Consider the following 25,374-nt stretch of genomic DNA (forward strand, 5'->3'; position numbering starts at 1 on the left):
TCCGCCCCGCGCGCCTTGGGTCGGGACGGTGCCCGCCGCTCGAAAAGCAACCGTCACATGATCGGGTCGGGTTCCCTCGCCAGGTCGGCCGCGCCCACCAGGCCCGCCTTGTTGCCGAGTTGGGCGGCGATCACGTCGGCGACCGGGCGCCAGTTGCCGCCGACCAGCCAGCGCTTGTACGACTTGCGGATCGGGTCGAGGACCAGGTCGCCCTCGTCCGAGAGGCCGCCGCCGACGATGAAGGCGGACGGGTCGAAGAGCGAGGCCAGGTCGGCGAGGCCGGCGCCGGCCCAGCGGGCCAGTTCCCGGTAGGAGTCGACGGCGACCGGGCAGCCCTGCCGGGCGGCGACGGAGATGTGCTTGCCCTCGATGCCGTCGGGGGTGCCGTCGCCCAGCGCGAGCAGCACCTCGGCGCGCTCGGGGGTGGCGTTGGCGCGCTGCTTTGCGTACCGCACCAGCGCCCGGCCCGACGCGTACTGCTCCCAGCAGCCCTGCGAGCCGCAGCCGCACAGCAGACCGTCGGGCACCATGCGGATGTGGCCGAACTCGGCGGCCACGCCGAAGTGACCGCGGCGCAGCTTGTTGCCGATGATGATGCCGCCGCCGAGGCCGGTGCCGAGGGTGATGCAGATGACGTTGCGGTGGCCCTTGCCGCCGCCGAACTTGTACTCGCCCCAGGCCGCGGCGTTGGCGTCGTTCTCCACGACGACGGGGAGCCCGACGCGCGCCTCGACCTTCTCCTTGAGCGGCTCCTGGCGCCAGTCGATGTTGGGCGCGAAGTAGACCGTGGAGCGCTGGCGGTTGACGTATCCGGCGGCACCGATACCGACGCCGACGATCTCGTGCCCCACGCGCGCCCCCTCGACCGCGGACGCGATGGCGTCCACGATGGCCTCGGGCGTGGTGGGGGTCGGCACCTTGTGGGTCGAGAGGATGTTGCCTTCCTCGTCGACCACGCCGGCCGCGATCTTCGTGCCGCCGATGTCGACGCCGATGGTGAGTCCCATGAATCCCTCAGTTCGGTCGAGCCCCGCTAAGGGCAACCGTACCCGAGGCGGGGCTCAGTCCAGGTCGATGCGCTGTCCGGGACCGGTGCCCCCGTCGCCCTCGTCGCCCTCGTCGGTGCCGCCTTCGCCCTGGTCACGGGGGTCGCGCGGGTCCTTGGACGGGGTGTCCCCGGTGGTCCAGCGGCGTTCCTGGTTCTGGACGGCGGAACGGTAGGCGGCGAGGAGTTCACCACCGGCGGCGGCGAGGTGGTCGAACACGTCCGGGTTGCGCTCGAGGACCGGTTCGACGGCGGCCTTCGCCTGCTGGACGACCTGCCGGACCACCTGCTGGGCGGCGGGTCCGGCGACCTGGCCGAGCAGCGGGGCCTGGAGGCCGGACAGCTTGTCGGCGACGGTGTCGACGAGCCGGCGCAGTTCCTCGGCGGCGGAGCCGGGCGGCGGCCCGTACGCGGCACGGCGGCGGGCCTTCTCCGCCTCCAGGTCCTCGGCGCACGCCGTCGCCCAGGCGTCGGCGTCGGTCGCGCGCGTCTCGTCGGCCGCGCGCGCCCCACCGGTCGCACGCGTCTCGTCGACCGTGTCGGCCTCGTCGGGGCGGGGGGCCTCGGACGGGGGGAGCTCTTCGCTCATGACGGACTCCTGACTACGGTTCGTCCTTACGACGTTACCCGAACGCGGGCGGCCCCGGCCGGGTCATCGTCCGCGCGGCCACAGCGCCGGGTCGGGCGCGAACCGCACGGCGAGCGTGCCCTCCCGCAGCGCGGCCCCGTCGACGGTGCAGCGGCGCAGCGCGGACGGCAGCGGGACGGTACGGCGGAACGGCCCGGCGGCGACGACCAGTTCGTCCCCGCGGCGGATCAGGTCGAGTTCCTCGCGTACGGCGCCGGGCAGCGGGATGTGCCAGACCAGGACGCCGTCCTCGGCCAGCCGGTCGGTGACGGGCCACTCGATGGGGGAGGCCGCCGGGTTGACGCCGGGCACGTCGAGGGCGGCGAGGTCGTCCGTGCCGCGCGGGTCGCGGCCGAGGTGGGCGACGGCACGGACGTCGTACGTCCCCCGCCACTCCTCCAGCGTCTTGCGCTGCTGGGCGAGGGGGCCGCCGAGCCAGCTGTCCGCCGGGACGTCCTCGGGCAGGACGCGGTTGGCGACCAGCAGGTCGGTGCGCAGGCCGCGCAGGGCGAGGCCGAGGGCCGTGGCGCGGACGGCGTCGGCGCCGGCCGGCCCGGGCTCGGCGACCAGCCGTACGGTGGTGTTCCGGTCGGCCAGGACGGCCTCGGCGGCGGCGAGTTCCAGGTCCCAGCGGGCGCTCGCCTCGTACAGGGCCTCCGCCGGCATGGGGACGCCCGCGAGCCGGCCGAGGACGGGGCGCAGGGCGCGGGCGGCCTGTCGTTCCGGCGGGAGCAGGAGGCGCAGGGTGCGGCGCAGTTCCTCGGGCGCGGCGAGCAGGGCGAGGGCGCGGGGTGCGGGCGGGAGGTCGACGACGAGCAGGTCGTGCGCCTCGGCGAGCGCCGCCTCGCGCAGGGCGCGCAGCAGGGCCAGGTCGTCGGCGCCGGGCAGCGGGGTGAGTTCCCCGGGCTCGAGACGGGAGGCGCCGAGGAGGTCGAGGGCGGAGGCGGCGCGGTCCTGGAGGGCGGCGAGCGCGTCCCGGAAGCCCTGGGCGGCGTCGGGGCGCCAGGCGGTGAGGCCCGGTTCGACGGGGGTCGGGGCGGGGCCGGTGGGCACGCCGAGCGCGGCGCCGAGGGTGTCGTCGCGGTCGGTGCCGAGGAGGAGGGTGCGGGTGCCCTCGCGGGCGGCGGTGAGCGCGGTGGCGGCGGCGAGGGTGGTACGGCCGGTGCCGCCGGGACCCGTGATCAGGAGGGTGCGCATGGGGGTGAACGGTACCTGGGGCTTCTACCGGTCGGGCGTGTGACCGGCACGCGGTGCGGGTAACGGGGTGCGCGGCCCGGTGTCGCGGGGTGGCCTGCCCGCGCGCGGCTGCCGCGCTCGGGCGGGAGGTGCCCCTCGTCCGCCGTGCCGCCCGGGGATGCCTCCCGGCCGTTCAGGCACCGGGGGAGGCACGCCTGCCGCGGCCGCGGCGGCGGGCGACAGCCCGCGGCCGCGCTACGTGCCCGACTCCACCCGCTTCTTCAGGCCCGCCAGGGCCCGGTCGATGATGACCTTCTCCGCCTTGCGCTTGATCATGCCGAGCATGGGGATCTTGACGTCCACCGTGAGCCGGTAGGTGACCTCCGTGCCCGTGCCGGCCGGGCGGAGGAGGTAGGAGCCGTCGAGGGAGCGCAGCATCTGGGACTTCACCAGCGTCCAGGAGACCTCGTGCTCGCCGGGCCAGGTGTAGCCCAGCGTCTGGTCGTCCTTGATCGCCCCGGCGTCCATGACGAGTCGGACCTGCTCGGCACGCCCCTGCGCGTCGGTCGCGAGGACCTGCGCCTCCTTCACCTCGCCGGTCCAGTCCGGGTAGCGCGCGAAGTCGGCGATCACCGCCATGACGTCGGCCGGTGCCGCCTCGATGGTGATGCTCGAGCTGGTGTGTTCCGCCATCGCCGTGGATCCTCCGGATGCGGTCCGCTACTGAGGTGGTCGTGCGCCCGTCGCGCGCACGTGTGTGCCGCGTGAAGGCTATCGCGCACGGGGGCGGCCCGTGCCACCACCCGCCTGCGCAGGTCCGCCGCCCCTGTTCACCACTCCAGCACCCACGGCCGTCCCGTCGACGCGAAGTGTCCGACGTTCACGCACTCGGTCGCCCCGACGCGCATCCGCCGGGTCAGCGGCTGGTGCACGTGCCCGAACAGGGCGTAGCGGGGGCGGGTGCGGCGGATGGCGTCGAGCAGCGCGCGGCTGCCCCGTTCGAAGCGCCGGGCCACGGTGTCGTAGACCAGGTCGGGCACCTCCGGCGGGATGTGGGTGCACAGCACGTCCACCTCGCCGACGGCCTCGATCTTGGCGGCGTACTCCTCGTCGCCGATCTCGTACGGCGTGTTCATCGGGGTCCGCAGGCCGCCGCCGACGAAGCCGAAGACCCGGCCGCCGATCTCCACCCGCTCCCCGTCGAGGACGGTGGTGCCGGGGCGGGCGTACTCGGGCCACAGCGGGGGCACGTCCACGTTGCCGTAGGTGGCGTACGTCGGGGTGGGGAACGCGGCGAACAGCTCGGCGTACTGCTTGCGCACCGCCCCTTCGATCAGCTCGCGCCGGTCCCCGTCGACGCCGGCCCACAGCCGCGCGCCGAACTCCCGGGCCTCGGCGAAGCGGCGGGCGGTGCGCAGCTCGACGATGCGGTCGGCGTTGGCCACGCCGAACAGGTCGGGGAAGATGCCGCGCGCGTGGTCGGCGTAGTCGAGGAAGAGAACCAGGTCCCCGAGGCAGATCAGGGCGTCGGCGCCCTCGCCGGCCCGGGCCAGGTCGCGCGCGTTGCCGTGGACGTCGCTGACCACGTGGACGCGCGTGGTCGTGTTACGGGGCGGTGTGGGTGCCATGGCGATCAAGCGTAGGCAGCGCGCGCCGGATGTGAACAGTGGCGGTCGGACCTGCGGTTACTGGCTGGTCGGACGCCCCGTCGACTACTGTGCGCACAGCAAACCCCATCCGTGTGACGCAGCGAACATCTCGCGGGGACCCCCTGTCGGAGAACGCATACCGGCGGGTAACGTCCGGGCAGTCCAGTCGTGCTCGGGATTTCAACATGTGAATCGCGCATGAGTTCTCCCGAGCACTTGCCCGAGCCTTGGACCGCACCGTCGCATCACACAGTGTCGTGGCGCCGGCGCCCTATGAGGAGCAGCAGTCTTGCGCGAGTTCAGCCTTCCGGCCTTGTACGAGGTCCCCGCGGACGGAAACCTGACCGACATCGTCCGCAGAAACGCCGCGCAGCATCCCGACGTCGCCGTCATCGCCCGCAAGGTGGGCGGCGCCTGGCAGGACGTGACCGCCCGCGCCTTCCTCTCCGAGGTGCACTCCGCCGCCAAGGGCCTGATCGCCTCCGGTGTCCAGCCGGGCGACCGGGTCGGCCTGATGTCCCGCACGCGCTACGAGTGGACCCTGCTGGACTTCGCCATCTGGAGCGCGGGCGCGATCACCGTGCCGGTGTACGAGACCAGCTCGCCGGAGCAGGTGCAGTGGATCCTCGGCGACTCGGGTGCCACGGCGTGCGTCGTGGAGTCGGCCGGGCACGCCGCCGCCGTCGAGTCGGTGCGCGACCGGCTGCCCGCGCTCAAGAACGTCTGGCAGATCGACGCGGGCGCCGTCGAGGACCTGGGGAAGCTGGGCCAGGACGTCACGGACCGGGCCGTCGAGGAGCGCGGCTCGATCGCGAAGGCCGACGACCCCGCGACCATCGTCTACACCTCCGGCACCACCGGCCGTCCCAAGGGCTGTGTCCTCACCCACCGCAGCTTCTTCGCCGAGTGCGGGAACGTGGTGGAACGGCTGCGTCCGCTCTTCCGCACCGGTGAGTGCTCGGTCCTCCTCTTCCTTCCCCTCGCGCACGTCTTCGGGCGTCTGGTCCAGGTCGCGCCGATGATCGCGCCGATCAAGCTGGGCTGCGTCCCCGACATCAAGAACCTCACCGACGAACTGGCCGCGTTCCGGCCCACGCTGATCCTCGGCGTCCCGCGCGTCTTCGAGAAGGTGTACAACTCGGCGCGCGCCAAGGCGCAGGCCGACGGCAAGGGCAAGATCTTCGACAAGGCCGCGGACACGGCGATCGCGTACAGCAAGGCCCTGGACGCCCCGTCCGGTCCGTCCGTCGGACTGAGGATCAAGCACAAGGTCTTCGACAAGCTCGTCTACAGCAAGCTCCGTACGGTCCTGGGCGGGCGCGGCGAGTACGCCATCTCCGGCGGCGCCCCGCTCGGCGAGCGGCTCGGCCACTTCTTCCGCGGCATCGGCTTCACGGTCCTGGAGGGCTACGGCCTGACCGAGTCCTGCGCGGCCACCGCCTTCAACCCCTGGGACCGGCAGAAGATCGGCACGGTCGGCCAGCCGCTGCCCGGCTCCGTGGTGCGCATCGCGGACGACGGCGAGGTGCTGCTGCACGGCGAGCACCTGTTCAAGGAGTACTGGAACAACCCGGGCGCGACCGCCGAGGCGCTGGCCGACGGCTGGTTCCACACCGGCGACATCGGCACCCTGGACGAGGACGGCTACCTGCGGATCACCGGCCGCAAGAAGGAGATCATCGTCACCGCCGGCGGCAAGAACGTCGCCCCGGCCGTCATCGAGGACCGCATCCGCGCGCACGCGCTGGTCGCGGAGTGCATGGTGGTCGGCGACGGACGGCCCTTCGTGGGCGCGCTGGTCACCCTGGACGAGGAGTTCCTGGGCCGCTGGTGCGCGGAGCACGGCAAGCCGGCCGGCTCGACGGCGGTGTCCCTGCGGGAGGACCCGGAACTGCTGGCGGCGATCCAGGACGCGGTCGACGACGGGAACGCGGCGGTGTCGAAGGCGGAGTCGGTGCGCAGGTTCCGGGTGCTGGGCGCTCAGTTCACCGAGGACTCGGGGCACTTGACGCCTTCGCTGAAGCTCAAGCGGAATGTCGTCGCGAAGGACTACGCGGACGAGATCGAGGCGATCTACTCCAAGTGAGGGCGCCTGTGGGCGTGCCTCCCGGTCGCCGTGGGCGGGCGCGGGCCGGCTGTGGTTTCCCGTGCGGTTCCCCGCGCGCCCAGGCATCTCCGGCTTCCCCGTGCCGAGAGGGAACGCGCGTCACAGCAACCCCTTCAGATGCTCCGCCAGCAGGTCCCAGCGCCATTTCTCCTCCACCCACGCCCGGCCCCGCTCGCCCATCCTCCGGCGCAGTTCCGGGTCTCCCAGGAGCGTGACGACGCGGTCGGCGGTCTCCTCCGGGGCGTTGCCGCGGACCACCCAGCCCGTCTCGCCGTCGAGTACCGCGTCGGGGGCGCCGCCCGAGTCGCCGGCGACGACGGGGAGGCCGGTCGCCGAGGCCTCCAGGTAGACGATGCCGAGGCCCTCCACGTCGAGGCCGCCGCGGCGGGTGCGGCAGGGCATGGCGAAGACGTCGCCGGCGCCGTAGTGGGCGGGCAGCCCGGACCAGGGCACGGGGCCGGTGAAGTGGACGGAGCCGGCCACGCCGGTCTCGACGGCGAGGCGGCGCAGGTCCTTCTCGTAGGGGCCGCCGCCGACGATCAGCAGGACGGCGTCCGGCTCGGCGGCGAGGATGCGGGGCAGGGCGCGGATCAGGGTGTCCTGGCCCTTGCGCGGGACCAGGCGGGAGACGCAGACGACGACGGGGCGGTCGGTGAGGCCCAGGCGGGCGCGCACCTCGTCGCCGCCGCCGGCCGGGTGGAAGGTCTTCTCGTCGACGCCGGGCGGCAGTTGCACCATCCGGGCGGCGGCCCCCGGCGTGAGCGCGCCCGCGATGCGGGAGCGGGTGTACTCGCCGAGGTAGGTGATCGTGTCCGTCGACTCCCCGATCCGGCGCAGGAGTTGGCGGGCGGCGGGCAACTGGGCCCAGCCCGCCTCGTGGCCGTGGGTGGTGGCGACCAGGCGCTCGGCGCCCGCCTTCCGCAGGGCCGGGGCCATCAGGCCGAGGGGCGCGGCGGCCCCGAACCACACGGAGGTGCAGCCGTGCTCGCGCAGCAGGCCCACCGCCCGCCGGGTCGCGCCCGGCGTCGGCAGCAGCATGGTCGTACGGTCCCGTACGACGGTGAAGGGCTGCTCGGCGTCGAAGGCGGCGGTGGCCTCGACGCCCTCGCGGCCGCGCTTCCAGGTGGAGGCGTAGACGACGAGCCGGTCGGGGTCCAGGCGCAGCGCCATGTTGTGCAGGAAGGCCTGGATGCCGCCCGGACGGGGCGGGAAGTCGTTCGTTACGATCAAGGTCTTGCGCACGTCGCCGACCCTACCGAACCGGCCTCCGGGCGCCGGGGGCGGCGGTCTCCTGTGGCACGCGCACAGGTGTCCGGGTCATCATGTCCGCACCGGCAGGCAGGGCAGGCACGGACGGGCAGGGAGCACGTGAAGACGAAGGACGCGGGGCGGTCACCGCTGTGGCTGCTGTCGACCTGGGGCGCCTCGCGGCTGGTGCTGATGCTGCTGGTGCTGAAGGTCCTGGTCTCTCCCGGTCCGGACGTCACGAGCGACGTCTCCGTGATCTACCACGGCTGGTACGACGTCCTGCGCACCGGAACGTTTCCCCAGAACGACGTCACCTGGCAGTACCCGCCCGCCGCCGCCCTCGCGATCCTCTCCCCCGCCCTGCTGCCCTTCTTCTCGTACGCGACGGCGTTCTTCGTCCTGGTCTGCGTCACGGACGCGGCCGTCCTCGCGCTGCTGTGGCACGCGGGCCGGGGGGCGGGGCGTTCTCGGCGCGGCGCGTGGGTGTGGGTGGTGGGCGTACCGCTGCTCGGTCCGACGGTGTACGCCCGTTACGACGTGATGGTCACCGCCGTCGCGGTGGCCGCTCTGGTCCTCGCCGGGCGGCACCCGCGGGTGGCGGGGGGCCTGGCCGCGTTGGGGGCGCTGCTGAAGGTGTGGCCGGCGCTGGTGCTCCTCGGCATGCGGGGGCGGGCGCCGTGGGTGGCGGCCGTGCTGAGCGGGGCCGGGCTCGCCGCGGTGTTCGCCGTGTCGATGCCCGGGTCGTTCGCGTTCCTGACCTTCCAGCGCGAGCGGGGCATCGAGGTCGAGTCGCTGGGTTCGCTGGTCTTCCACGTGGCCCGGCACTTCGGCTGGGAGGGCGGCGTGCTGCTGAACTACGGCTCGATGGAGTTCCTGGGTGCGCACGTGGGCACGGTGGGCACGGTCTCGCTGGGGCTGAGCGCGGTGGCCTTCGGGTGGCTGCTGCTGTGGCGGCTGGCGGCGGCGCGACGGCCGGCCCGCCCGCGGTCCGCCGCGCACACGGCGGCGGACGCGGCCTTCGTGGCGGTGCTGATGTTCACGGTGACGAGCCGGGTGATCAGCCCGCAGTACCTGGTGTGGCTGATCGGCCTCGGGGCGGTCTGCTGGTGCTTCCGGGCGAGCCGGATGCGGGTGCCGGTCACCCTGGTGCTGGTGGCGAGCCTGGTGACGGTGCTGGAGTTCCCGCTGCTGTTCGGCGACGTGGTGACGAGCACCCCGCTCGGCATCGCGCTGCTGTTCGTCCGCAACGGCCTGCTGGTCGCCGCGTCCGTCGTCGGCGCCCGGGCCCTGTGGCGGGACACGGTGCGGCGCGGGCGCCGGGAAGCGGCCGGGGGGTCCGGGCGGGTCAGCCGAGCCGCGTCCGCAGATACTCCCGCCAGCGCGCAGTGAAGTCCCCGAGGGTCGTCCCGAGCACGTCGTGCAGCGCGTCCTCGACGGCGCCGGCGCGCTCGGCGTGCGCGCCCACGGAGCGGTAGAGGGCGTCGAGCCGGTCCTCGCCCCACTGCTCGGCGACCATCCGGCAGGCCAGCCAGCCGCCCTCGTACGCCCGGGCCAGTTCCCCGGCGTCGGCGGTGAAGCCGAAGTCCTCGTCGGCCGGCAGCCGCGCGGGCGGCTCGCCCCCGGCGACCGCCTCGGCCAGTTCGGGGGCGGCCTGGGCGGCGGTGCGGTCGCTCGTGCGGTACCCGACCCAGTCGGCGTACCCCTCGGAGAGCCACAGCGGGGTGGCGGAGGTGGTGTCGGCGCGGGTGGCGACGTGGGTCGTCTCGTGGGTGAGCACGACCTGCTTGCCGAGGTCGCCGAGGAGCCCGTACGCGTCCGGGTTGACGATGATCCGGTCCGCGGGGGCGCGCTCCCGGCCGCCCGTCTCCCCGGTGGTGACGGCGGCGATGCCCCGGTAGGAGGAGGCGGGCGAGCCGAGCAGGCCGGCCATGCCCTCCAGGGACCGGGGGACGACCACGACGACCCGGCGGGCCCAGGCGCCGTCCCAGGCGTCCGAGACGGCGGGCACCGCCCGGTCGGCGAGGCCCGCGAAGCGGCGCAGGGTGCCGGTGGGCTGCCCGACGCCGAGGACGAGGCTGTGCTTCCCCCGGACGACGTCGACCGCGCCCTGGTCCCAGGGCTGCTGGCCGGACTTCCCGGCGGGCCGGTCGGAGTCCACGGACCACCGTCCGCCGGCGCCGTCCCGGCTCAGCCGCAGCGTGCGGCCGGTGGCGACCTCGCCCCGGTCGTAGCCGTCGACGCGGTAGCGCAGCTCGACGTCGGCGGTGGCCCGGTCGCCGGTGCGCTCCACCGTCCGCACCCGGTAGGACCAGGCGGCCAGCGGGATCGCGCTCACCTCGCCGAGACCGGCACTGTTGCCGGTGCGCGCGTAGGCGGCGGCGTCATGGGCGAGGACGGCGGCCGCACGCCGGTCCAGGACCCGCTGGACGTCGGCCCGGTCGGACTCGGCCGCGCTCCGCCCGGAGCACCCGACGAGCCCGGCGAGCCCGGCGAGCCCGGCGAGCAGCAGGCACAGCACGGCCGCACACGTCCCCGACACCCGCCTTCGCCCGGCCACCCGCCCGATCGTACGGGCGCCGGACGGCGGAAGGCGCCGGCAGGGTGGGACACGGCCGGGGGACGCCGTGGGGTCACACCCTGGTGATCGAGGAGATCGGCATCATGCCGACCGGGTCGTAGCGCACCGGGGCGCCGGGGTGGGGGGCGTGGATCACCTGGCCGTTGCCGGCGTACATGGCGATGTGGCTGGCGTCGCTGCGGTAGGCGACCAGGTCGCCGGGGCGCGCCTCGGCCAGGGAGACGTGTCGTCCGGCGCCGGTCTGCGCCTGGGAGGTGCGCGGGATGCCGACGCCGGCCTGCGCGTACGCCCACTGGGTCAGGCCCGAGCAGTCGAAGCCGGAGGGGCCGTTGGCGCCCCACACGTAGGGCTTGCCGAGGGCGGAGCGGGCGGCGGCGAAGGCGGCCGCGGCCCGGCCGGAGGCGGGGGCGGCGGCACCGGCCAGGGCGGTCAGGTCCTCGCGGCCCGAGCGGGACCCGCGCTCGTAGGCGGCGCGTTCGTCGTCGGGGAGGGCGGCGAGCAGCGCGCGGGCCCGGGCGAGCTTGCGCTCCACGGTCTTCTTGTGGGCGGCGACGGCCCGGCGGCCCTTCTCCAGCTCGGTGAGCTTGGCGGCCGCCTCGGCACGGTCCTGGGCGAGGCCGCGCATCGCCTCCTGGAGCTCCTTCAGCTCGCCGGCCTGGCGGGTGCTGATCCGGTCGAGCACGGAGGCCCGGTCGAGGTAGTCGTCCGGTTCGGCGGACAGCAGCAGCGCCAGCGACGGATCGATGCCGCCGGAGCGGTACTGGGCACCGGCCAGCGAACCGAGCGCGTCCCGCATGGTGTTGACGCGCTCCTGCTTGCGGGCGATGGAGTCCTGCGCGGTCGTGACCTCCTCGCGCAGCACCTCGGTGCGGGCGTCGGCCTTGTTGTAGGCCTCGGTCGCCCGCTCCGCCTCGGTGTGGAGCCGGTCCACCTCCGCCCGCCGGTCGTCGTGCGGGGCGGCCGCGGCCGGTACGGCGCCCAGGAGCGCGGCGGCAACGGAGAGCAGGCCGACGGCGGCGGTGGAGCCGCGGTCGAACCCGGATGGTGCAAGGCGGCGATGGGACCCCACGGGAAGCCGCACTCCTTCCGCTGGCGGACGGGGAAACGCGGCAGACAGTAACCCCGCGGCGGGGCACCGGCCAACGACCCGCGGCCCCGCGCAGCACGACGCCCCGCCGCTGACGCAGGTCACCGGCGGGGCGGGGGGTCACAGGGCCCGCACGAGATTCGCCCGAACGGGCGCTGCGGGAGGGGTGACGTCGGGGCCTCGGGCCTCGGGTCAGACCCGGACGCCGAACATGAACGGGCCGCCGATCGTGTTCATCGACTCGTAGCGGACGTTCGTGCCGGTGCGCGGGGCGTGCAGGACCTGGCCGTTGCCGGCGTAGAGGCCGACGTGGTGCAGGTCGCCGAAGAAGAAGACGAGGTCGCCGACCTGGAGCTGGCTCACCGAGGAGATCCGCGTGCCGTAGTTGGCCTGTGCCTGGGAGGTGCGCGGGATGCCGACGCCGGCCTGCGCGTATGCCCAGGAGGTCAGGCCCGAGCAGTCGAAGGAGGACGGGCCGGTGGCACCGTAGACGTACGGCGTGCCTATCTTGCCCTGGGCGGCGGCGAAGGCGGCGCCCGCGCGGCCGGAGGCGGGGGTGGACTTGCCGCCGGTGAGGACCTCACGCTCGCTGGTGCGGTTGGCGCGCTGCTCCTCCTCCTGGAGGGCCGCCTTCTCCTGCGCGGTGAGGGTGTTGAGCAGCTTCTGCGCGGAGGAGAGCTTGCCCTGGACTTCCTTCTTCTTCTTGCCCAGTTCGGTGCGGGTGGAGGAGAGGTCCTTGAGCTTCTTGGAGGCCTCGGAGCGCTGCTGGGCGAGGTCGCGCTGCTTCTCCTGGATCTTCTTCAGCGCCTCGACCTGCTGACCGCTCAACTGGTCGAGGGTGGAGGCCTTGTCCAGGTAGTTGTCCGGGTCGGCGGACAGGAAGAGCTGGAGGGAGGGGTCGATGCCGCCGGAGCGGTACTGGGCACTGGCCATCGAACCGAGGCCGTCGCGCAGTTCGTTGAGCTCCTCCTGGCCGCGGGCGACGTTGTCCTGGAGGGTGGAGATCTCCTTCTGGAGCTTCTCCTGCTTCTCCTTGGCGCCGTTGTACTTCTCGGTGGCCTGCTCGGCCTCCTCGTAGAGCTTGTCGACCTTCGCCTTGACCTCGTCCTTGCTCGGCTTCTCACTCGGAGCCGCGTTGGCGGCCTGGGAGCTGAGAGCGACGGCGGCGGCGGCAGCGGTGGTGAGCACGGTCACACGCGTGCGGCTCGGCTGCTTGGGACGACGGTGGGACGCCACGGAGACGAGCTCCTTCTTGAGAGGGATCACCCGTTCGAGGGTTCGAAGGGTGACCCTAGTGACCCACTCGTGATCAGTTCAAATCCTCCGTCGAAAAATCACGGTTACGCACCGCGTTATTCGCCACAACTCACCTGCAGTGACGCTCACCTGACACTACGTTGCGTGACGGTTCCGTCAATTCGGGCATAGAGCGCCTACGTTGCGCTTGGTACGGAAGTGAATGAGGGGCTAGGAAAGCCGCTTGAGGAGCACCGCGGACGCCACCGGGCGTGCGCCGGCGCGCGCGACGCCGTCGGCGACCTCGCGGTCGGTGGAGACGACGATGACCGGCCGGCCCGGCGGCTCGGCCCGCACCAGTTGGCGGATCAGCTCGTCGGCGGTGACCCCGGGCTTGGAGAACAGCACCCGCACCCCGCGCGGCGGCGCGAGCAGCACCGGCGCGACGAGTTCGGCCCCGTCGAAGACGCAGGTCGTCTCGGCGCCGGTCTGCGCCGCCAACTGGGAGAGCTGGCCGAGCAGCCGCAGCCGCTGCTTCTCCAACGGCATCTGCGGATAGCCGGTCTTGGTGACGTTGTAGCCGTCGACGACCAGGTGGGCCTGGGGCAGCGCCAGCAACTGGTCCAGGATCGCGGGGTCGCTCTCGGACAGGGCGCGGTGGGCGATGTCCTTGGGCGTCATCCGGCCGGGCTCGACCGCGTCCACGGTCTCGGCGGGCCGCACGGACACCGGGGGCAGCGCCAGCTCGCGGCGCAGGCCCTGGGTGGCGTCGAGGAGGGTGTCGAGCAGGAGGCGTACGCGCATGTCCTCGACGCTGCGGCCCTCGCGGGCGGCCTTGCGGGTGGCCTCCAGGGCGGCCTCCGCCTCGCCGAGGCGGGCCTTGAGGCGGCGGGTCTCGCTCTCGGCCGCGGACACCTGGGTGTGCGCCTCGGAGCGGACGGCGTCCGTCTCGGCCCGCAGCTTGCGCAGCGCCGCCTCGCCGCGCTTGACGTCACTGAGGGCGGAGCGCAGCTTGCGGTGCAGCGACTCGCTCTCCCGCTTCGCCGCGTCCAGCTCGGCGCGCAGCCGCTCGGTCTCGGCCTTGGTGTGCTCCCGGGCCCGGGCCAGCTCCTCGTGCAGCCGCTCCAGCTCCGCGCGGCTCTCCTCGCCGGCGCGCTCGGCGTCCGCGCGCTGCGCCTCCTCGCCCGCGGCGGTCACCATCTTCACCCAGCCGTGCGGGCGCAGCACGTAGGCGGCGGCGGCCACGTCGAGGGGGTCGGCGGCCGGGAGGGCGGACCCGGCCTCCAGGGCGCCGGCCAGTTCCGGCTGGGCGTCGCGGAGCTTCTCGCCGATGCGCTGGCGGAAGAGCGGGTCGGTCTCGACGGCGGCGGCCATGGCGTTGCCGGCGAACTTGGCCCGGCGGTTCGGGGCGAACCTGGCGTACTGCCGCAGCTGTGCGGGCAGCTCACCGAGGGTGAGCGAGCCGAAGCCGTCGGACACGATCTGCACGACCCGGCGGCGCACGCCGTCGGGCAGCGGGCGGTCGAGCACCTCAGCGGCGCCGTCGCCCGGCCCCCCGCCGTGTGTCTCCACCATCCGTCACCCCAATGTCTCAGGGCGATCCCGGACCGGGATCGCCTTGTGCGGGGCCGCTCCGCTCAGGAGGCGGCATCCGGCCTGTCCACGAGTTCCACCTGGTCCACGGCGTTGCACCAGCGGCAGCGCACCGACTCGATGGTCTCACTGAGCACCTCGCGCTCCTCCACCGTCGGCTCACCGGCCAGATCGAGGTGGACGTACTCGACGACCTTCGAGGCCCGGGTCACGTCGAAGCGGGTGAGGTTGCCGCAGAGGGTGCAGCGCCACCGCGTCGTGTCGGTCGGCAGGGGAACCGTCATCGTGGCTGTTCGCTCTCTTCCAGTGTCGGTGACGCGCCGGGCCGCCCCGGTGCGTGTGGCACGTAACCCTACGGCCTGGCGGGTGCCCGACGCCCGTGTGTCCACGGCGGCGAGGCACTATGGCCGCTTGCGCCCGTTACGTCATGATTCATGTTCATGATCCGCAACTGGAGCACGACGGCCCGCAGAGCAGCCGCGGCGGTCAGGAGGCTCGTCCGGCCCGCACCGGCCCGGCGGCGGGCGGCCCCGGTGACGTACACGCTGATCACGCTCTGCTGCCTGCTGTTCCTGCTCAGCCCGGCGGCCGGCCTCAATCCGGTGTACGGCACCGGGGAGGAACTGCTGGCGGCGCAGCGCGCCTACTTCCGGCGCTGGGGCGTGATCCCCGCAGAACTGTTCGAGGACTCCCCCGGATCGGCGCTCACCCCGGCCACGGCGCTGTTCGTCCACGGCAGCTGGGTGCACCTGCTGGGCAACATGCTCTTCCTCTACGTCTTCGGCGCGATGACCGAGCAGCGGATGGGCCGTCTCCAGTTCGCCCTGTTCTACCTCGGCTGCGGCTACCTGGCCCTGGTGGGCTACGCGGGTGCCAACGCCCACTCCCAGGAGTCCCTGGTCGGTGCCTCGGGGGCGATCTCCGCGGTGCTCGGCGCGTTCCTGTTCCTCTTCCCGCGGGCCCGCGTGACCAGCCTCCTGCCCTTCCTGTTCTTCCTGCCGCTGCGCTTCCCGGCATGGGTCGTGCTGCCGTTCTGGGTGGCCCTGCAGTGGATGGCGGCGGGACGGGCCGGCGACGGCCCGGGGGTGGCCTACCTCGCGCACCTGGTGGGCTTCGGGCTGGGCTTCGCCTTCGCCTGGGTGCGATTCGGGCGTACGACTAGAGTGAAGGGCGTTCCAGTGGCGGCGCCCGAGGGAGAGAACCAGCCGTGATCAGCGCGATCGTCCTCATCAAGACCAGCGTGGACCGCATTCCCGAGATCGCGGAGCAGATCGCCGCGCTGGAGAGCGTCACCGAGGTCTTCTCCGTCACCGGCACCTACGACCTGATCGCCATGGTGCGGGTGAGCCGGCACGAGGACCTGGCCGAGGTGATCCCCGGCCGGATCAGCAAGATCCCGGGCGTGGAGGGCACGGACACCCACGTGGCGTTCCGCACGTACTCCCAGCACGACCTGGAAGCGGCCTTCGCCATCGGCCTGGACAACTGAGACGCGCCCCGAACCGGGGCGGTGACGCCGACGACCGACCCGGCGACGGTGGCTTCGGGGAACAGGGCTTCGACCCCGGGACCGGCCGCCCGTTCACCCTGCACCGGCCCGAGGGCGAGATCCGCCGGGCCGAGGTCACCGTGACCCGCCACGGCGGCGAACCGGCGGCCTCGGCGCCCGCCCGGCCCGCGCCGGCCTGGTCCGCACCGCGGAGGGCCCTGGCCCGCCAGACGCCGCGCGGCGGGGTCCCCACGGACGTCACGGAGCGGGCGCTGCGGAGGGTGGTGCCGGGGGCGCGGCTGCCGGGCCGGGCGGACCGTGCCGCTCAGGCGCCGGCGGCCGAGGTGGTGTCGGGCACACAACGACCGTCCACGGTGCGGTAGTTCCACCGGGCGCCGTCGCTCACCAGCTCCCTGACGGCGGTCACGAACCGCTCGACGTGCTCGTCCGGGGTGCCCGCGCCGAAGCTCACCCGGACGGCGTTGAGGGACTTCTCCCCGGGTGCCGCCTCGGGGGCGCCGCACTCGCCCTGCGCCTGGGGGTCGCTGCCTAGCAGGGTGCGCAGCAGCGGGTGGGCGCAGAAGAGACCGTCGCGCACACCGATGCCGTACTCGGCGGAGAGGGCGGCCGCGAAGTGCGAGCTGTTCCAGCCCTCCACGACGAAGGAGAGCACGCCGACGCGCGGCGCGTCGTCGCCGAACAGGGAGAGGATCCGCACCTCGGGGACGTCGGCGAGACCCTCCCGCACCGTGCGGATCAGGTACTCCTCGCGGGCGACCAGCGTGTCGAACCCGGCCTCCGCGAGCGCCTTGCAGGCCGAGGCGACGGCGTGGGCGCCGATGACGTTGGGCGAGCCGGCCTCGTGCCGGGCGGCGCTGTCGTGCCACTCGACGTCGACCCCGCCGTCGGCACGCCGCCCGACCCTGCGGCTGGCACCGCCGCCGGCCAGGTACGGCTCGGCCTCGCGCAGCCAGTCGGCCCGCCCGGCCAGCACGCCGGAGCCGAAGGGCGCGTACAGCTTGTGCCCGGAGAAGGCGACCCAGTCGACGTCCAGTTCGGTCACGGAGACCGGGCGGTGCGGGGCGAGCTGGGCGGCGTCCAGGACGATGCGGGCGCCGTGCGCGTGGGCGGCGGCGGCCAGTTCGCGCACGGGCCACAGCTCGCCGGTGACGTTGGAGGCGCCGGTCACGCAGACCAGGGCGGGCCCGTACGGCTCACGGGCGGCCAGGGCCCGCTCCAGGGTCTCGACGGCCTGCGCGGGGCTGCGCGGGGCGTCCAGGTAGGTCACGTCGGCCTGGCGCCAGGGCAGCAGCGAGGCGTGGTGCTCGGTCTCGAAGACGAAGACCCGGCACCCGGCGGGCAGCGCGGCGGCGAGCAGGTTGAGGGAGTCGGTGGTGGACCGGGTGAAGACGACCTGGTCCTCGTCCCGGCAGTCCAGGAACGCGGCGACGGTCCGGCGGGCGTTCTCGAACAGGTCGGTCGACAGCTGCGAGAGGTACCCGGCGCCCCGGTGGACGCTGCCGTAGTAGGGGGCGTAGGCGGCCACGTCGTCCCAGACCCGCTGCAGCGCGGGCGCGCTGGCGGCGTAGTCGAGGGCGGCGTAGGTGACCTCCCCGCCGGTGACGAGCGGAACGGTGACGTCCCGCCCGAGGACGGGCAGCGGAGCGGCGACAGCGGTGGGTACGGACATGACGGACTCCCGTGAGGAACCGGCGCGGAGGAACGCGCCGCGAAAGAGAAGAAGGGTGTGCGGAGGCGGGGCTCTGCGGCCGAGGGCCTGTCCTTCGGCCCAGCGGGGGCCGCGGGGACGTGAAGGCACCGCTTCGGTGGCGGCGGGCCGGTCCGGAGGACGGGCCCTAGCGCATTCGCTGGTTCACGGGAGACTCCCTCGGACGACCCAGGACCCCTGGTTTCGCGAGGGGTCCGCGCTTGCCGTGGACCTTGCTGTCCACGACCTGGTCTTCACCCGGGGCACCCCGCCACGGACGGAGGGTTGCCGGACAGTCGGCCGGGGCCTCATGACTGTCACTCATGACCTGTCGGAAAACCTAGGGGAAATGATCGGCGTCCCGCAACCCGGGTCCGGATCGCGGGACGCACGTCACACACGAGGGCCGCTACGCGTGGGTCGCCGAGACCCAGCGGTCCAGGACGCTCCGGGCCGCCCCCGAGTCGACGGCCTCGGCCGCCCGCTCCATCCCGGCCCGGATCTGCTCGGCCAGCGGTCCCGTGCCCGGCTCCAGCGCCACCAGGGCCGCCGCCGAGTTCAGCAGCACCGCGTCCCGTACGGGGCCGGTCTCGCCGGCCAGGACACGGCGGGCGACGTCGGCGTTGTAGGAGGCGTCGGCGCCCCGCAGCGCCTCGACCGGCACCAGCTCGATGCCGACCTCGCGCGGGTCGAAGGTCTCCTCGGTCACCCGGCCGTCCCGCACGACCCAGACCCGGGACGTGGCGGTCGTGGTCAGTTCGTCGAGGCCGTCGTCGCCCCGGAAGACCAGGGAGGAGTGACCGCGCTCGGCGAAGACACCGGCGATGATCGGCGCCATCCGGGCGTCGGCGACGCCGATCGCCTGGGCCCTCACCCGGGCCGGGTTGGTCAGCGGACCCAGGAAGTTGAACACCGTCCGGATGCCGAGCTGGCCGCGCGCCGACGCCACGTGCCGCAGGGCCGGGTGGAACTTCACCGCGAAGCAGAAGGTGATGCCGGCCTCCTCGGCGACCTCCGCCACCCGCTTGGGCGTCAGCTCCAGATTGACCCCGAGCTTCTCCAGCACGTCGGAGGCCCCGGACGCGGAGGAGGCGGCGCGGCTGCCGTGCTTGACGACCTTGGCCCCCGTACCGGCCACGACGATCGCCGACATGGTGGAGATGTTGACCGTCTTGGCACCGTCCCCGCCGGTGCCGACGATGTCGACGGTCTCCCCCGGCACCTCGATCACCGTGGCGTGGTCGTACATCGTGCGGACGAGACCGGAGATCTCCTCGACGGTCTCCCCCTTGGACCTCAGGGCCACCGCGAAGGCGGCGATCTGCACGTCGGTCGCCTCGCCGCGCATGATCACGTCCAGCGCCCAGGCGGTCTCGTCCGCGGACAGGTCGCGGCCGTCCAGCAGTCCGTTCAGCAGGGCGGGCCAGGAGCGGCCCGCCGCGGTGTCGCCTCCAGCGGGGGTCACAGCGCTCATGAGCCGCTCCTGAATCGTGTGTGTCGTGGTCCGTCGTGGACAGGGGATGTCGCTTCTCCACCCTATCCAGCCCCGGACACGGCCGAAGGGCCCCGTCCGAGGATCGGACGGGGCCCTTCGGCCGTGGTGTGGCGACGCTGGAGGGTCAGTGGTGGCCGTGGCCGCTCGTGATCTCCTTGTACTCCTCGACGGTCGGCTTCGGAATCTGCGAGTCCTCGCCGTAGTAGGCCTCGCTCAGCTTGGCGCGGAGCTTCTCGGAGCCCTTCACCTTGCGCTGGACGCCGTTCTCGTCGACCGTGGGGCCGATCTCGGCCGGCTGGTACTGCTCGTGCGCCGTGAGCGTGTGCAGCTGGTCCTGGCTGAGCGGCTCGTGGACCTCGATGAACTCACCGTGCGGCAGGCGCTTGATGATGCCCGACTCGCGGCCGTGCAGCACCTTGTCCCGGTCCCGGCGCTGGAGGCCGAGGCAGATCCGCTTGGTGACGATGAACGCGAGGACCGGTCCGAGGAAGAACCCGATCCGGACGAACCAGGTGACCGCGTTGATCGACAGGTGGAAGTGCGTGGCGACGATGTCGTTGCCACCACCGACCAGCATGATCAGGTACGCGGTGACCCACGCGACGCCGAAGGCGGTGCGGGTCGGGGCGTTGCGCGGCCGGTCCAGGATGTGGTGCTCGCGCTTGTCCCCGGTCACCCACGACTCGATGAACGGGTAGAGGGCGATGACCGCGAGGAAGATGCCGAAGATCACCAGCGGGACGAACACACCGAGGACCAGTGTGTGACCCCAGAAGTTGATCTCCCAGCCCGGCATGGCGCGGACCAGACCCTCGGCGAAGCCCATGTACCAGTCGGGCTGGGCGCCGGTCGACACCTGGTCCGGACGGTAGGGGCCGATGGCCCAGATCGGGTTGACCGACACGATGCCGGCGATCGCCGCGATGACACCGAAGACCAGGAAGAAGAAGCCGCCCGCCTTCGCCATGTACACCGGCAGCAGCGGCATGCCGACGACGTTCTTGTTGGTCTTGCCGGGACCCGCGAACTGGGTGTGCTTGTGGTAGAAGACCAGGATCAGGTGGCCGACCACGAGCCCGAGCATGATGCCCGGCAGCAGCAGGATGTGGATCGAGTAGAACCGGGCGACGAAGTCGGTCCCGGGGAACTCCCCGCCGAACAGGAACATCGAGATGTACGTACCGACGATCGGCACGGACAGGATCGCGCCCTGGGTGAAGCGGACACCGGTGCCGGAGAGCAGGTCGTCCGGGAGCGAGTAGCCGGTGAACCCGGTGAACATGCCGAGGACGAACAGCAGGAAGCCGAACAGCCAGTTGATCTCACGCGGCTTGCGGAACGCGCCGGTGAAGAAGACGCGCATCATGTGCACGAACATGCCGGCGAGGAAGATGATCGCCGCCCAGTGGTGGATCTGCCGGATCAGCAGACCGCCGCGCACGTCGAAGCTGATGTCGAGCGTCGACTTGTACGCCTCACTCATCAGCTGTCCCTGCATGGGGACGTACGAGCCGTGGTACGTGACCTCGTTCATCGACGGGTGGAAGAACAGCGTCAGGTACACACCCGTGAGGATGATGATGATGAAGCTGTAGAGGCAGACCTCACCCAGCATGAACGACCAGTGGTCGGGGAAGATCTTGCGCATGTTGGCCTTGGCCAGGGAGTAGATCCCCAGCCGGCCGTCGGCCCAGTCGGCGACCCGTTCGCCGGCCGGTGCCTTCCCGCGAGAGCGGGGTGCGTCGTTGGCTGCAGTACTCATCCGCGCTCCCAGAATGCAGGACCGACGGGCTCCTCGAAGTCGCTGAGCGCCTCGAGGTACCCCTCGTCGTTCACACCGATGCGCAGCTGCGGCAGCGGGTGACCGGCGGGACCGAAGATGACCCGGGCGCCGTCGGCAAGGTCGAAGGTGGACTGGTGGCAGGGGCAGAGCGCGTGGTGCGTCTGCTGCTCGTACAGGGAGATCGGGCAACCGACGTGGGTGCAGATCTTCGAGTACGCCACGATGCCCTCGTGCGACCACTCGAGCTCGCGCTTGTCCTTGATGGAGTCCGGCTCCAGCCGGATGATCATCAGGGCGGCCTTGGCGATCTCGTTCTGGAAGTCGTGGTCGTGCTCCTCCAGGCCCTCGGGCTTGGCGAAGGTGAGGGAACCGACCCCGATGTCCGACGGGCGCATCGGCTCGTTCGTGTTCATGTTGACGAGCAGCTTGCCCTTGGACCACAGCGTGTGGCGGAGCTTCGTCCCGGGCAGCGGGCCGAGGTCGCGCAGCAGGAAGACGCCGGAGAGCGGCATCAGCGTGAGCGCGCCCAGCATCGTGTTGCGGATCAGCTTGCGCCGCCCGATCACCGACTCCTTGGCGCCCTGCTTGAAGTCCGCGTGGACCTTCGCACGGGTCTCGGGGTCGGCCTCGATCGGGTGCCGCTCGTCGGCGACCTCCTCGTCGGACATCAGGGTGCGCGCCCAGTGGACGGCGCCCGCGCCGATGGTGAACAGCGCCACGCCCAGGGTCAGGCCCAGCGCGAAGTTCATCGCGTTGATGTGCCCGAGCGGGAAGACGTAGATCGACTTGTCGTGCGGGATCGCGACGAACGAGGCGATGAAGCCGAGGGTGGCCAGCATCGACACCGTGAACAGCAGGGCGACCGCGCGCTCGGACCGCTTGGCGGCCCGCTCGTCGATGTCCTGGATCCGGTGCTCGTGGGGCGGCAGCCCCGGGTCCGCGAACGGGTTCTTGTCGTCCGCGGGCTTCGGCACGTGCGTGCCGCCCTGCTCAGCCGGCAGGTTCTCTTCTGGAATGTCTTGGCTACTCATGACTTCTTGGCCTTTGCGGTCCGAGCGGCGACCCACACGGCGACGGCGATGCAGGCACCCAGGCCGAAGATCCAGCCGAACAGGCCCTCGCTGACCGGCCCGAGGCCGCCGAGCGACAGACCGCCCGGGTCCACGGTCTCGTCACCGTTGACCGCGTCCAGGTAGGCGATGATGTCCTTCTTGTTCTGCTCCGACAGCGTGGTGTCGGGGAAGGAGGGCATGTTCTGCGGGCCGGTCTGCATGGCCTCGTAGATGTGCTTCGGGTTGACACCCTCGAGGGTCGGCGCGAACTTGCCGTGCGTCAGGGCACCGCCCTTGCCGGTGAAGTTGTGGCACTGCGCGCAGTTGGTGCGGAACAGCTCACCGCCCTTGGCGATGTCCGCGCCCTCGGGGCCGTACTTCTCCTCCGAGGGGACGGCCGGACCGGCACCCAGCGAGGCGATGTACGCCGCGAGCTGGTCGATCTCCGCCTGGGAGTAGATGACCTTCTTCTTCGGGACCTGCGCGCCGGGCTGCTGGGCCGGCATACGGCCGGTGCCCACCTGGAAGTCGACGGCCGCGGCGCCCACGCCGACCAGGCTCGGACCGTCGGTGCTGCCCTGCCCTCCGGTGCCGTGGCAACTGGCACAGCCGACGGCGTAGAGCTTCTTGCCCTCGTCGATGGCGAGGGACTGGGCGGTTTCATCGGCCTGCGCCTTGCTCGCGGGTGCGAACGCGGCGTACAGCCCCCCTGTGCATGCCAGCGCGAGGAGTAGGACGACGAGTGCCGCCAGCGGATGGCGTCGTCGTGCGGAGAGCTTTTTCACGGATTACCCCGGTGTCAGGATCTTCTGCGTCGATGCTTCTGGTATTGCGCGGGTGCGTGCCGCGACTACTTGATCAGGTAGATCGTGGCGAACAGGCCGATCCAGACGACATCGACGAAGTGCCAGTAGTAGGACACGACGATGGCGGCGGTCGCCTGCTCGTGGGTGAACCTCCGGGCCGCGTAGGTGCGGCCGAGGACCAGCAGGAAGGCGATCAGTCCGCCCGTCACGTGCAGTCCGTGGAAGCCGGTGGTCAGGTAGAACGCCGAGCCGTACGGGTCCGACGAGAGCGAGATGCCCTCGTGCTTGACCAGCTCGGTGTACTCGAACACCTGACCGCCGATGAAGATCGCACCCATCACGAAGGTGACGATGAACCACATCCGGAGCTTCTTCACGTCCCCGCGCTCGGCCGCGAACACGCCGAGCTGGCAGGTGAGGGAGGAGAGCACCAGGATCGTGGTGTTCGTCGCGGAGAACGGGATGTTCAGCGCGTCGGCCTTCTCGGACCAGAAGTCCGGGCCGGTCACCGATCGCAGGGTGAAGTACATCGCGAAGAGGGCCGCGAAGAACATCAGCTCGGAACTCAACCAGATGATGGTTCCGACGCTGGTGAGGTTCGGCCGGTTGACCGACGGGTGCGCGTGCCCGGTTTCTACTGTCGTTGCTGTCGCCACGACCGACATTATGTCGGTCGCTTATCCCGCCCTCACCCCGGGGGGTGCCGTTCGGTGTGTTCCCCCTGTCTGCACTGCCCGGATGGCCCATCGAACGGCCCGTCGAAGCCCTGTCCGAACCAGTGCTGACGAGGCGTCCGAGGGGGTAGCATCCGGCCCAACGGGCTGCGACAGCCTCACCGGTCTCACCGCGTATCGGAGGAAGCATGCAGGCGACCGCCACGGTGCTGGTCTACAGCGACGACTCCAACACCCGCGAACAGGTGCGGCTCGCGACCGGCCGCCGGCCGGCCCCCGACGTGCCCGTGGTCGAGTTCGTGGAGTGCGCGACCCCGGCCGCCGTGCTCAGGGAACTGGACAAGGGCGGCATCGACGTCTGCGTCCTGGACGGCGAGGCCGTGCCCGTGGGGGGCATGGGCATGTGCCGGCAGATCAAGGACGAGGTCTTCCGGTGCCCGCCGGTGCTGCTGCTCATCGCACGGCCGCAGGACGCCTGGCTGGCGACCTGGAGCCGGGCGGAGGCGGCGGTGGCGTTGCCGGTGGAGCCGGTCGAGTTCGCGGGCGCGCTGGCTTCGCTGCTGCGGGAGAAGAAGCTGCAGGGGGTCTAGAGCGCCCCGGGGGGCGGAGCCGCACAGTGCCGCGGCTCCGTGCCCCCGAGGTCTGCTGCCCGGGCCCCTAGGCGCTCTCCGGCCTGAGCCTGGCCCGCTCCCCCGTGCCCGCGGCGTTGTCCGTGCCGCCCGTCAGGGCGCTGCCCGTGCGCCACTTCGCCCAGTCCAGGTTCCAGTCGCCGTAGCCGTTGCCGAAGGGTTCCATCGTCTCGCCGCCCGAGTTGACGACCTCGACGAGGTCGCCCTCCTGGACGGTGTTGAAGAACCACTCGGCGTTGTCGGTGCTCATGCCGACGCAGCCGTGGCTGACGTTGGCGATGCCCTGGGAGCCGACGGACCAGGGGGCGGCGTGCACGTACTCGCCGCTCCAGGTCACGCGGGTGGCCCAGTAGACCGGCAGGTCATACGACTCCGAGGAGCCCTCGGCGATGCCGACGGTGCTGCTGCGCATGCGTACGAAGGATTCCTTGCCGAGGACGACCTTGACGCCGTCGCGGGTCTCGAAGCCGGGCTTGCCGGTGGTGACCGGGATCTCCCGGATCTCCTCGCCGTCCTGGAAGACCGTGAGCGTGTGCGCGGCGGCGTCGGTGACGGCCACGACGCGGTCGTCCGTGGTGATCGTCAGGGGCTTGGCCTTGCCGCCCCACATCCGGTCGCCGATCTTGATGCCCTCGAGGGTGCTGTGCACCTTGACGGTGGCGTGCGCGGGCCAGTACTCCTCGGGCCGGTAGTGGAGCTTCTTGTCGTCCACCCAGTACCAGGCGCCCTTCACCGCGGGCGTGGAGTCGACCTTCAGGGCGCGCTCCACTATGGCCCGCTGGGCGGGGTCCTGGACGGGCTGGCTCAGCTCCGCCGTGACGGGCTGGCCGACGCCGTACGCGCCCGCCTTGGGCCCGAAGGCGACGTCCAGGGTCTTCTTGGCACCGGGCTTCCCGGTCTCGAAGGTGAGGACCTTGCGGCCGGGCGCCCCGTCCCCGTCCTCGGTGCTGACGCGCACCGTGTAGCTGGCGTTGGCGGCCAGGGGGGAGGTGCTGTGCCAGCGGGCTCCGTCGGCGGACAGCTCGCCCGCGACGTGGCGTCCGGTCGCATCGACGGCTGTGACGTCCGTGATGCGCCCGTCGGCGCCCTCGGCGACCACCTCCAGGGGTTTGTCCGGGTCGGCCTTCTTCCCGGCGTCCTTGGGGCCGTTGAAGGAGATCTGGCCCGCCGCGTCGTAGGGGTTGGCGGACAACGGGTTGTCGTCGCCGCTGCAGGCGGTGACGCTCGCGCCGAGGGCGATCACCAGCAGGGTGCAGCCGACGACCGTACGCCCCCGCGCCTGGAAGTGAACCGGGTTGCTCATGAGCCCACGCTAGGGAGAGACGTCAACGGCGGCACGGTGGATAAGCCGGACGGGTGAGCGGCGATAGGACAGACGAAGGGGCCCGGAC

23 protein-coding genes and 1 riboswitch are annotated in these 25,374 nt (G+C 72.3%); of the genes, 5 read left to right on the top strand and 18 right to left on the bottom strand.

Going from position 1 to position 25,374, the window contains the following annotated elements:
* Window positions 1-53: 53 nt before the first annotated feature.
* The 5 genes from Sdi02f_RS31540 to Sdi02f_RS31560 form a co-directional block, all read right to left on the bottom strand.
* The gene (locus tag Sdi02f_RS31540; protein ID WP_007448618.1) at window positions 54-1,007 is read right to left on the bottom strand and encodes an ROK family glucokinase; all 954 of its coding nucleotides are present in this window, start codon (window positions 1,005-1,007) and stop codon (window positions 54-56) included.
* A 54-nt stretch (window positions 1,008-1,061) separates the two neighbouring features.
* Window positions 1,062-1,634 (bottom strand): DUF5304 domain-containing protein, encoded by a 573-nt coding sequence (locus tag Sdi02f_RS31545; RefSeq protein ID WP_108934436.1) that lies wholly within the window; start codon window positions 1,632-1,634, stop codon window positions 1,062-1,064.
* Window positions 1,635-1,697: 63 nt separating this feature from the next.
* On the bottom strand, window positions 1,698-2,870 hold the full coding sequence (locus Sdi02f_RS31550; RefSeq protein ID WP_031087609.1) for an ArsA family ATPase: 1,173 nt from the start codon (window positions 2,868-2,870) through the stop codon (window positions 1,698-1,700).
* A gap of 234 nt (window positions 2,871-3,104) precedes the next feature.
* On the bottom strand, window positions 3,105-3,542 hold the full coding sequence (locus Sdi02f_RS31555) for an SRPBCC family protein (RefSeq protein WP_108934437.1): 438 nt from the start codon (window positions 3,540-3,542) through the stop codon (window positions 3,105-3,107).
* 137 nt (window positions 3,543-3,679) lie between these two features.
* On the bottom strand, window positions 3,680-4,477 hold the full coding sequence (locus Sdi02f_RS31560) for a metallophosphoesterase family protein (RefSeq protein ID WP_063788317.1): 798 nt from the start codon (window positions 4,475-4,477) through the stop codon (window positions 3,680-3,682).
* Window positions 4,478-4,787: 310 nt separating this feature from the next.
* Between Sdi02f_RS31560 and Sdi02f_RS31565 the strand changes: the two genes are divergently transcribed.
* Window positions 4,788-6,584 carry an AMP-dependent synthetase/ligase gene (locus tag Sdi02f_RS31565; RefSeq protein WP_031087610.1) on the top strand — a complete coding sequence of 599 codons (1,797 nt, stop codon included), beginning with the start codon at window positions 4,788-4,790 and terminating at the stop codon, window positions 6,582-6,584.
* 120 nt (window positions 6,585-6,704) lie between these two features.
* Here Sdi02f_RS31565 and Sdi02f_RS31570 read toward each other — a convergent pair whose 3' ends face one another.
* Window positions 6,705-7,847, bottom strand: coding sequence for a glycosyltransferase family 4 protein (locus tag Sdi02f_RS31570; protein WP_108934438.1), 1,143 nt, complete (start codon window positions 7,845-7,847; stop codon window positions 6,705-6,707).
* A 126-nt stretch (window positions 7,848-7,973) separates the two neighbouring features.
* Between Sdi02f_RS31570 and Sdi02f_RS31575 the strand changes: the two genes are divergently transcribed.
* Window positions 7,974-9,242, top strand: coding sequence for a glycosyltransferase 87 family protein (locus tag Sdi02f_RS31575; protein ID WP_030402120.1), 1,269 nt, complete (start codon window positions 7,974-7,976; stop codon window positions 9,240-9,242).
* On the opposite strand, the gene Sdi02f_RS31580 is transcribed toward Sdi02f_RS31575, so the two are convergent.
* The 5 genes from Sdi02f_RS31580 to Sdi02f_RS31600 form a co-directional block, all read right to left on the bottom strand.
* Window positions 9,199-10,410, bottom strand: a complete 1,212-nt coding sequence (locus tag Sdi02f_RS31580; protein ID WP_245962253.1) for a hypothetical protein — start codon at window positions 10,408-10,410, stop codon at window positions 9,199-9,201. The two genes, Sdi02f_RS31575 and Sdi02f_RS31580, sit on opposite strands and share 44 nt — an antisense overlap.
* 73 nt (window positions 10,411-10,483) lie before the next feature.
* A complete protein-coding gene (locus tag Sdi02f_RS31585; RefSeq protein ID WP_031087613.1) occupies window positions 10,484-11,500 on the bottom strand; it encodes a C40 family peptidase in 1,017 nt (338 codons plus the stop codon).
* 210 nt (window positions 11,501-11,710) lie between these two features.
* Window positions 11,711-12,754: a C40 family peptidase gene (locus Sdi02f_RS31590; protein ID WP_030402117.1), complete on the bottom strand. Its 1,044-nt coding sequence runs from the start codon at window positions 12,752-12,754 to the stop codon at window positions 11,711-11,713.
* 231 nt (window positions 12,755-12,985) lie between these two features.
* Window positions 12,986-14,329, bottom strand: a complete 1,344-nt coding sequence (locus Sdi02f_RS31595; protein WP_030402116.1) for an NYN domain-containing protein — start codon at window positions 14,327-14,329, stop codon at window positions 12,986-12,988.
* Between the two features lie 62 nt (window positions 14,330-14,391).
* Window positions 14,392-14,631, bottom strand: a complete 240-nt coding sequence (locus Sdi02f_RS31600) for a hypothetical protein (RefSeq protein ID WP_030402115.1) — start codon at window positions 14,629-14,631, stop codon at window positions 14,392-14,394.
* Between the two features lie 156 nt (window positions 14,632-14,787).
* On the opposite strand from Sdi02f_RS31600, the gene Sdi02f_RS31605 reads away from it, so the two are divergent.
* Together Sdi02f_RS31605 and Sdi02f_RS31610 are read left to right on the top strand one after the other, a co-directional pair.
* Entirely contained in the window at window positions 14,788-15,558 is a 771-nt protein-coding gene (locus Sdi02f_RS31605) for a rhomboid family intramembrane serine protease (protein ID WP_030402114.1), read from the top strand.
* Window positions 15,555-15,836: an Lrp/AsnC family transcriptional regulator gene (locus Sdi02f_RS31610; RefSeq protein ID WP_030402113.1), complete on the top strand. Its 282-nt coding sequence runs from the start codon at window positions 15,555-15,557 to the stop codon at window positions 15,834-15,836. The genes Sdi02f_RS31605 and Sdi02f_RS31610 overlap by 4 nt, the downstream gene beginning before the upstream one ends.
* A 325-nt stretch (window positions 15,837-16,161) precedes the next feature.
* Here the strand turns inward: Sdi02f_RS31610 and Sdi02f_RS31620 are convergent, their stop codons facing one another.
* The 6 genes from Sdi02f_RS31620 to ctaE all read right to left on the bottom strand — a co-directional run bounded on the left by Sdi02f_RS31620 (window position 16,162) and on the right by ctaE (window position 23,345).
* Window positions 16,162-17,526, bottom strand: a complete 1,365-nt coding sequence (locus tag Sdi02f_RS31620; protein WP_030402112.1) for an aminotransferase class V-fold PLP-dependent enzyme — start codon at window positions 17,524-17,526, stop codon at window positions 16,162-16,164.
* A 230-nt stretch (window positions 17,527-17,756) separates the two neighbouring features.
* A riboswitch (SAM riboswitch) is annotated at window positions 17,757-17,873 on the bottom strand.
* 80 nt (window positions 17,874-17,953) lie between these two features.
* Window positions 17,954-19,018, bottom strand: coding sequence for an anthranilate phosphoribosyltransferase (gene trpD, locus Sdi02f_RS31625; protein WP_030402111.1), 1,065 nt, complete (start codon window positions 19,016-19,018; stop codon window positions 17,954-17,956).
* Between the two features lie 145 nt (window positions 19,019-19,163).
* A complete protein-coding gene (gene qcrB, locus Sdi02f_RS31630) occupies window positions 19,164-20,801 on the bottom strand; it encodes a cytochrome bc1 complex cytochrome b subunit (protein WP_030402110.1) in 1,638 nt (545 codons plus the stop codon).
* Window positions 20,798-21,853 carry a cytochrome bc1 complex Rieske iron-sulfur subunit gene (gene qcrA, locus Sdi02f_RS31635; protein WP_030402109.1) on the bottom strand — a complete coding sequence of 352 codons (1,056 nt, stop codon included), beginning with the start codon at window positions 21,851-21,853 and terminating at the stop codon, window positions 20,798-20,800. The genes qcrB and qcrA overlap by 4 nt, the downstream gene beginning before the upstream one ends.
* Window positions 21,850-22,659, bottom strand: a complete 810-nt coding sequence (gene qcrC / locus Sdi02f_RS31640) for a cytochrome bc1 complex diheme cytochrome c subunit (RefSeq protein ID WP_030402108.1) — start codon at window positions 22,657-22,659, stop codon at window positions 21,850-21,852. Before qcrC ends, qcrA begins: the two co-directional genes overlap by 4 nt.
* Before the next feature lie 65 nt (window positions 22,660-22,724).
* The gene (gene ctaE / locus Sdi02f_RS31645) at window positions 22,725-23,345 is read right to left on the bottom strand and encodes an aa3-type cytochrome oxidase subunit III (protein ID WP_003976664.1); all 621 of its coding nucleotides are present in this window, start codon (window positions 23,343-23,345) and stop codon (window positions 22,725-22,727) included.
* 197 nt (window positions 23,346-23,542) lie between these two features.
* On the opposite strand from ctaE, the gene Sdi02f_RS31650 reads away from it, so the two are divergent.
* Window positions 23,543-23,944 (top strand): DNA-binding transcriptional response regulator, encoded by a 402-nt coding sequence (locus tag Sdi02f_RS31650; RefSeq protein ID WP_030402107.1) that lies wholly within the window; start codon window positions 23,543-23,545, stop codon window positions 23,942-23,944.
* Between the two features lie 67 nt (window positions 23,945-24,011).
* Here the strand turns inward: Sdi02f_RS31650 and Sdi02f_RS31655 are convergent, their stop codons facing one another.
* Window positions 24,012-25,286, bottom strand: coding sequence for a L,D-transpeptidase (locus Sdi02f_RS31655; protein WP_108934440.1), 1,275 nt, complete (start codon window positions 25,284-25,286; stop codon window positions 24,012-24,014).
* Between the last annotated feature and the right edge of the window lie 88 nt (window positions 25,287-25,374).

Source organism: Streptomyces ardesiacus, from assembly GCF_003112575.1.
Taxonomy (GTDB): domain Bacteria; phylum Actinomycetota; class Actinomycetes; order Streptomycetales; family Streptomycetaceae; genus Streptomyces; species Streptomyces ardesiacus.

Excerpts from the sequence above, each read along its gene's own strand:
- qcrB (WP_030402110.1), bottom strand. The coding sequence starts at position 20,801 with ATGAGTACTGCAGCCAACGACGCACCCCGCTCTCGCGGGAAGGCACCG.
- Sdi02f_RS31560 (WP_063788317.1), bottom strand. The coding sequence starts at position 4,477 with ATGGCACCCACACCGCCCCGTAACACGACCACGCGCGTCCACGTGGTC.
- Sdi02f_RS31550 (WP_031087609.1), bottom strand. The coding sequence starts at position 2,870 with ATGCGCACCCTCCTGATCACGGGTCCCGGCGGCACCGGCCGTACCACC.
- trpD (WP_030402111.1), bottom strand. The coding sequence starts at position 19,018 with ATGAGCGCTGTGACCCCCGCTGGAGGCGACACCGCGGCGGGCCGCTCC.
- Sdi02f_RS31605 (WP_030402114.1), top strand. The coding sequence starts at position 14,788 with ATGATCCGCAACTGGAGCACGACGGCCCGCAGAGCAGCCGCGGCGGTC.
- Sdi02f_RS31595 (WP_030402116.1), bottom strand. The coding sequence starts at position 14,329 with ATGGTGGAGACACACGGCGGGGGGCCGGGCGACGGCGCCGCTGAGGTG.
- qcrA (WP_030402109.1), bottom strand. The coding sequence starts at position 21,853 with ATGAGTAGCCAAGACATTCCAGAAGAGAACCTGCCGGCTGAGCAGGGC.
- Sdi02f_RS31555 (WP_108934437.1), bottom strand. The coding sequence starts at position 3,542 with ATGGCGGAACACACCAGCTCGAGCATCACCATCGAGGCGGCACCGGCC.
- Sdi02f_RS31655 (WP_108934440.1), bottom strand. The coding sequence starts at position 25,286 with ATGAGCAACCCGGTTCACTTCCAGGCGCGGGGGCGTACGGTCGTCGGC.
- Sdi02f_RS31545 (WP_108934436.1), bottom strand. The coding sequence starts at position 1,634 with ATGAGCGAAGAGCTCCCCCCGTCCGAGGCCCCCCGCCCCGACGAGGCC.
- Sdi02f_RS31600 (WP_030402115.1), bottom strand. The coding sequence starts at position 14,631 with ATGACGGTTCCCCTGCCGACCGACACGACGCGGTGGCGCTGCACCCTC.
- Sdi02f_RS31650 (WP_030402107.1), top strand. The coding sequence starts at position 23,543 with ATGCAGGCGACCGCCACGGTGCTGGTCTACAGCGACGACTCCAACACC.
- Sdi02f_RS31620 (WP_030402112.1), bottom strand. The coding sequence starts at position 17,526 with ATGTCCGTACCCACCGCTGTCGCCGCTCCGCTGCCCGTCCTCGGGCGG.
- ctaE (WP_003976664.1), bottom strand. The coding sequence starts at position 23,345 with ATGTCGGTCGTGGCGACAGCAACGACAGTAGAAACCGGGCACGCGCAC.
- Sdi02f_RS31540 (WP_007448618.1), bottom strand. The coding sequence starts at position 1,007 with ATGGGACTCACCATCGGCGTCGACATCGGCGGCACGAAGATCGCGGCC.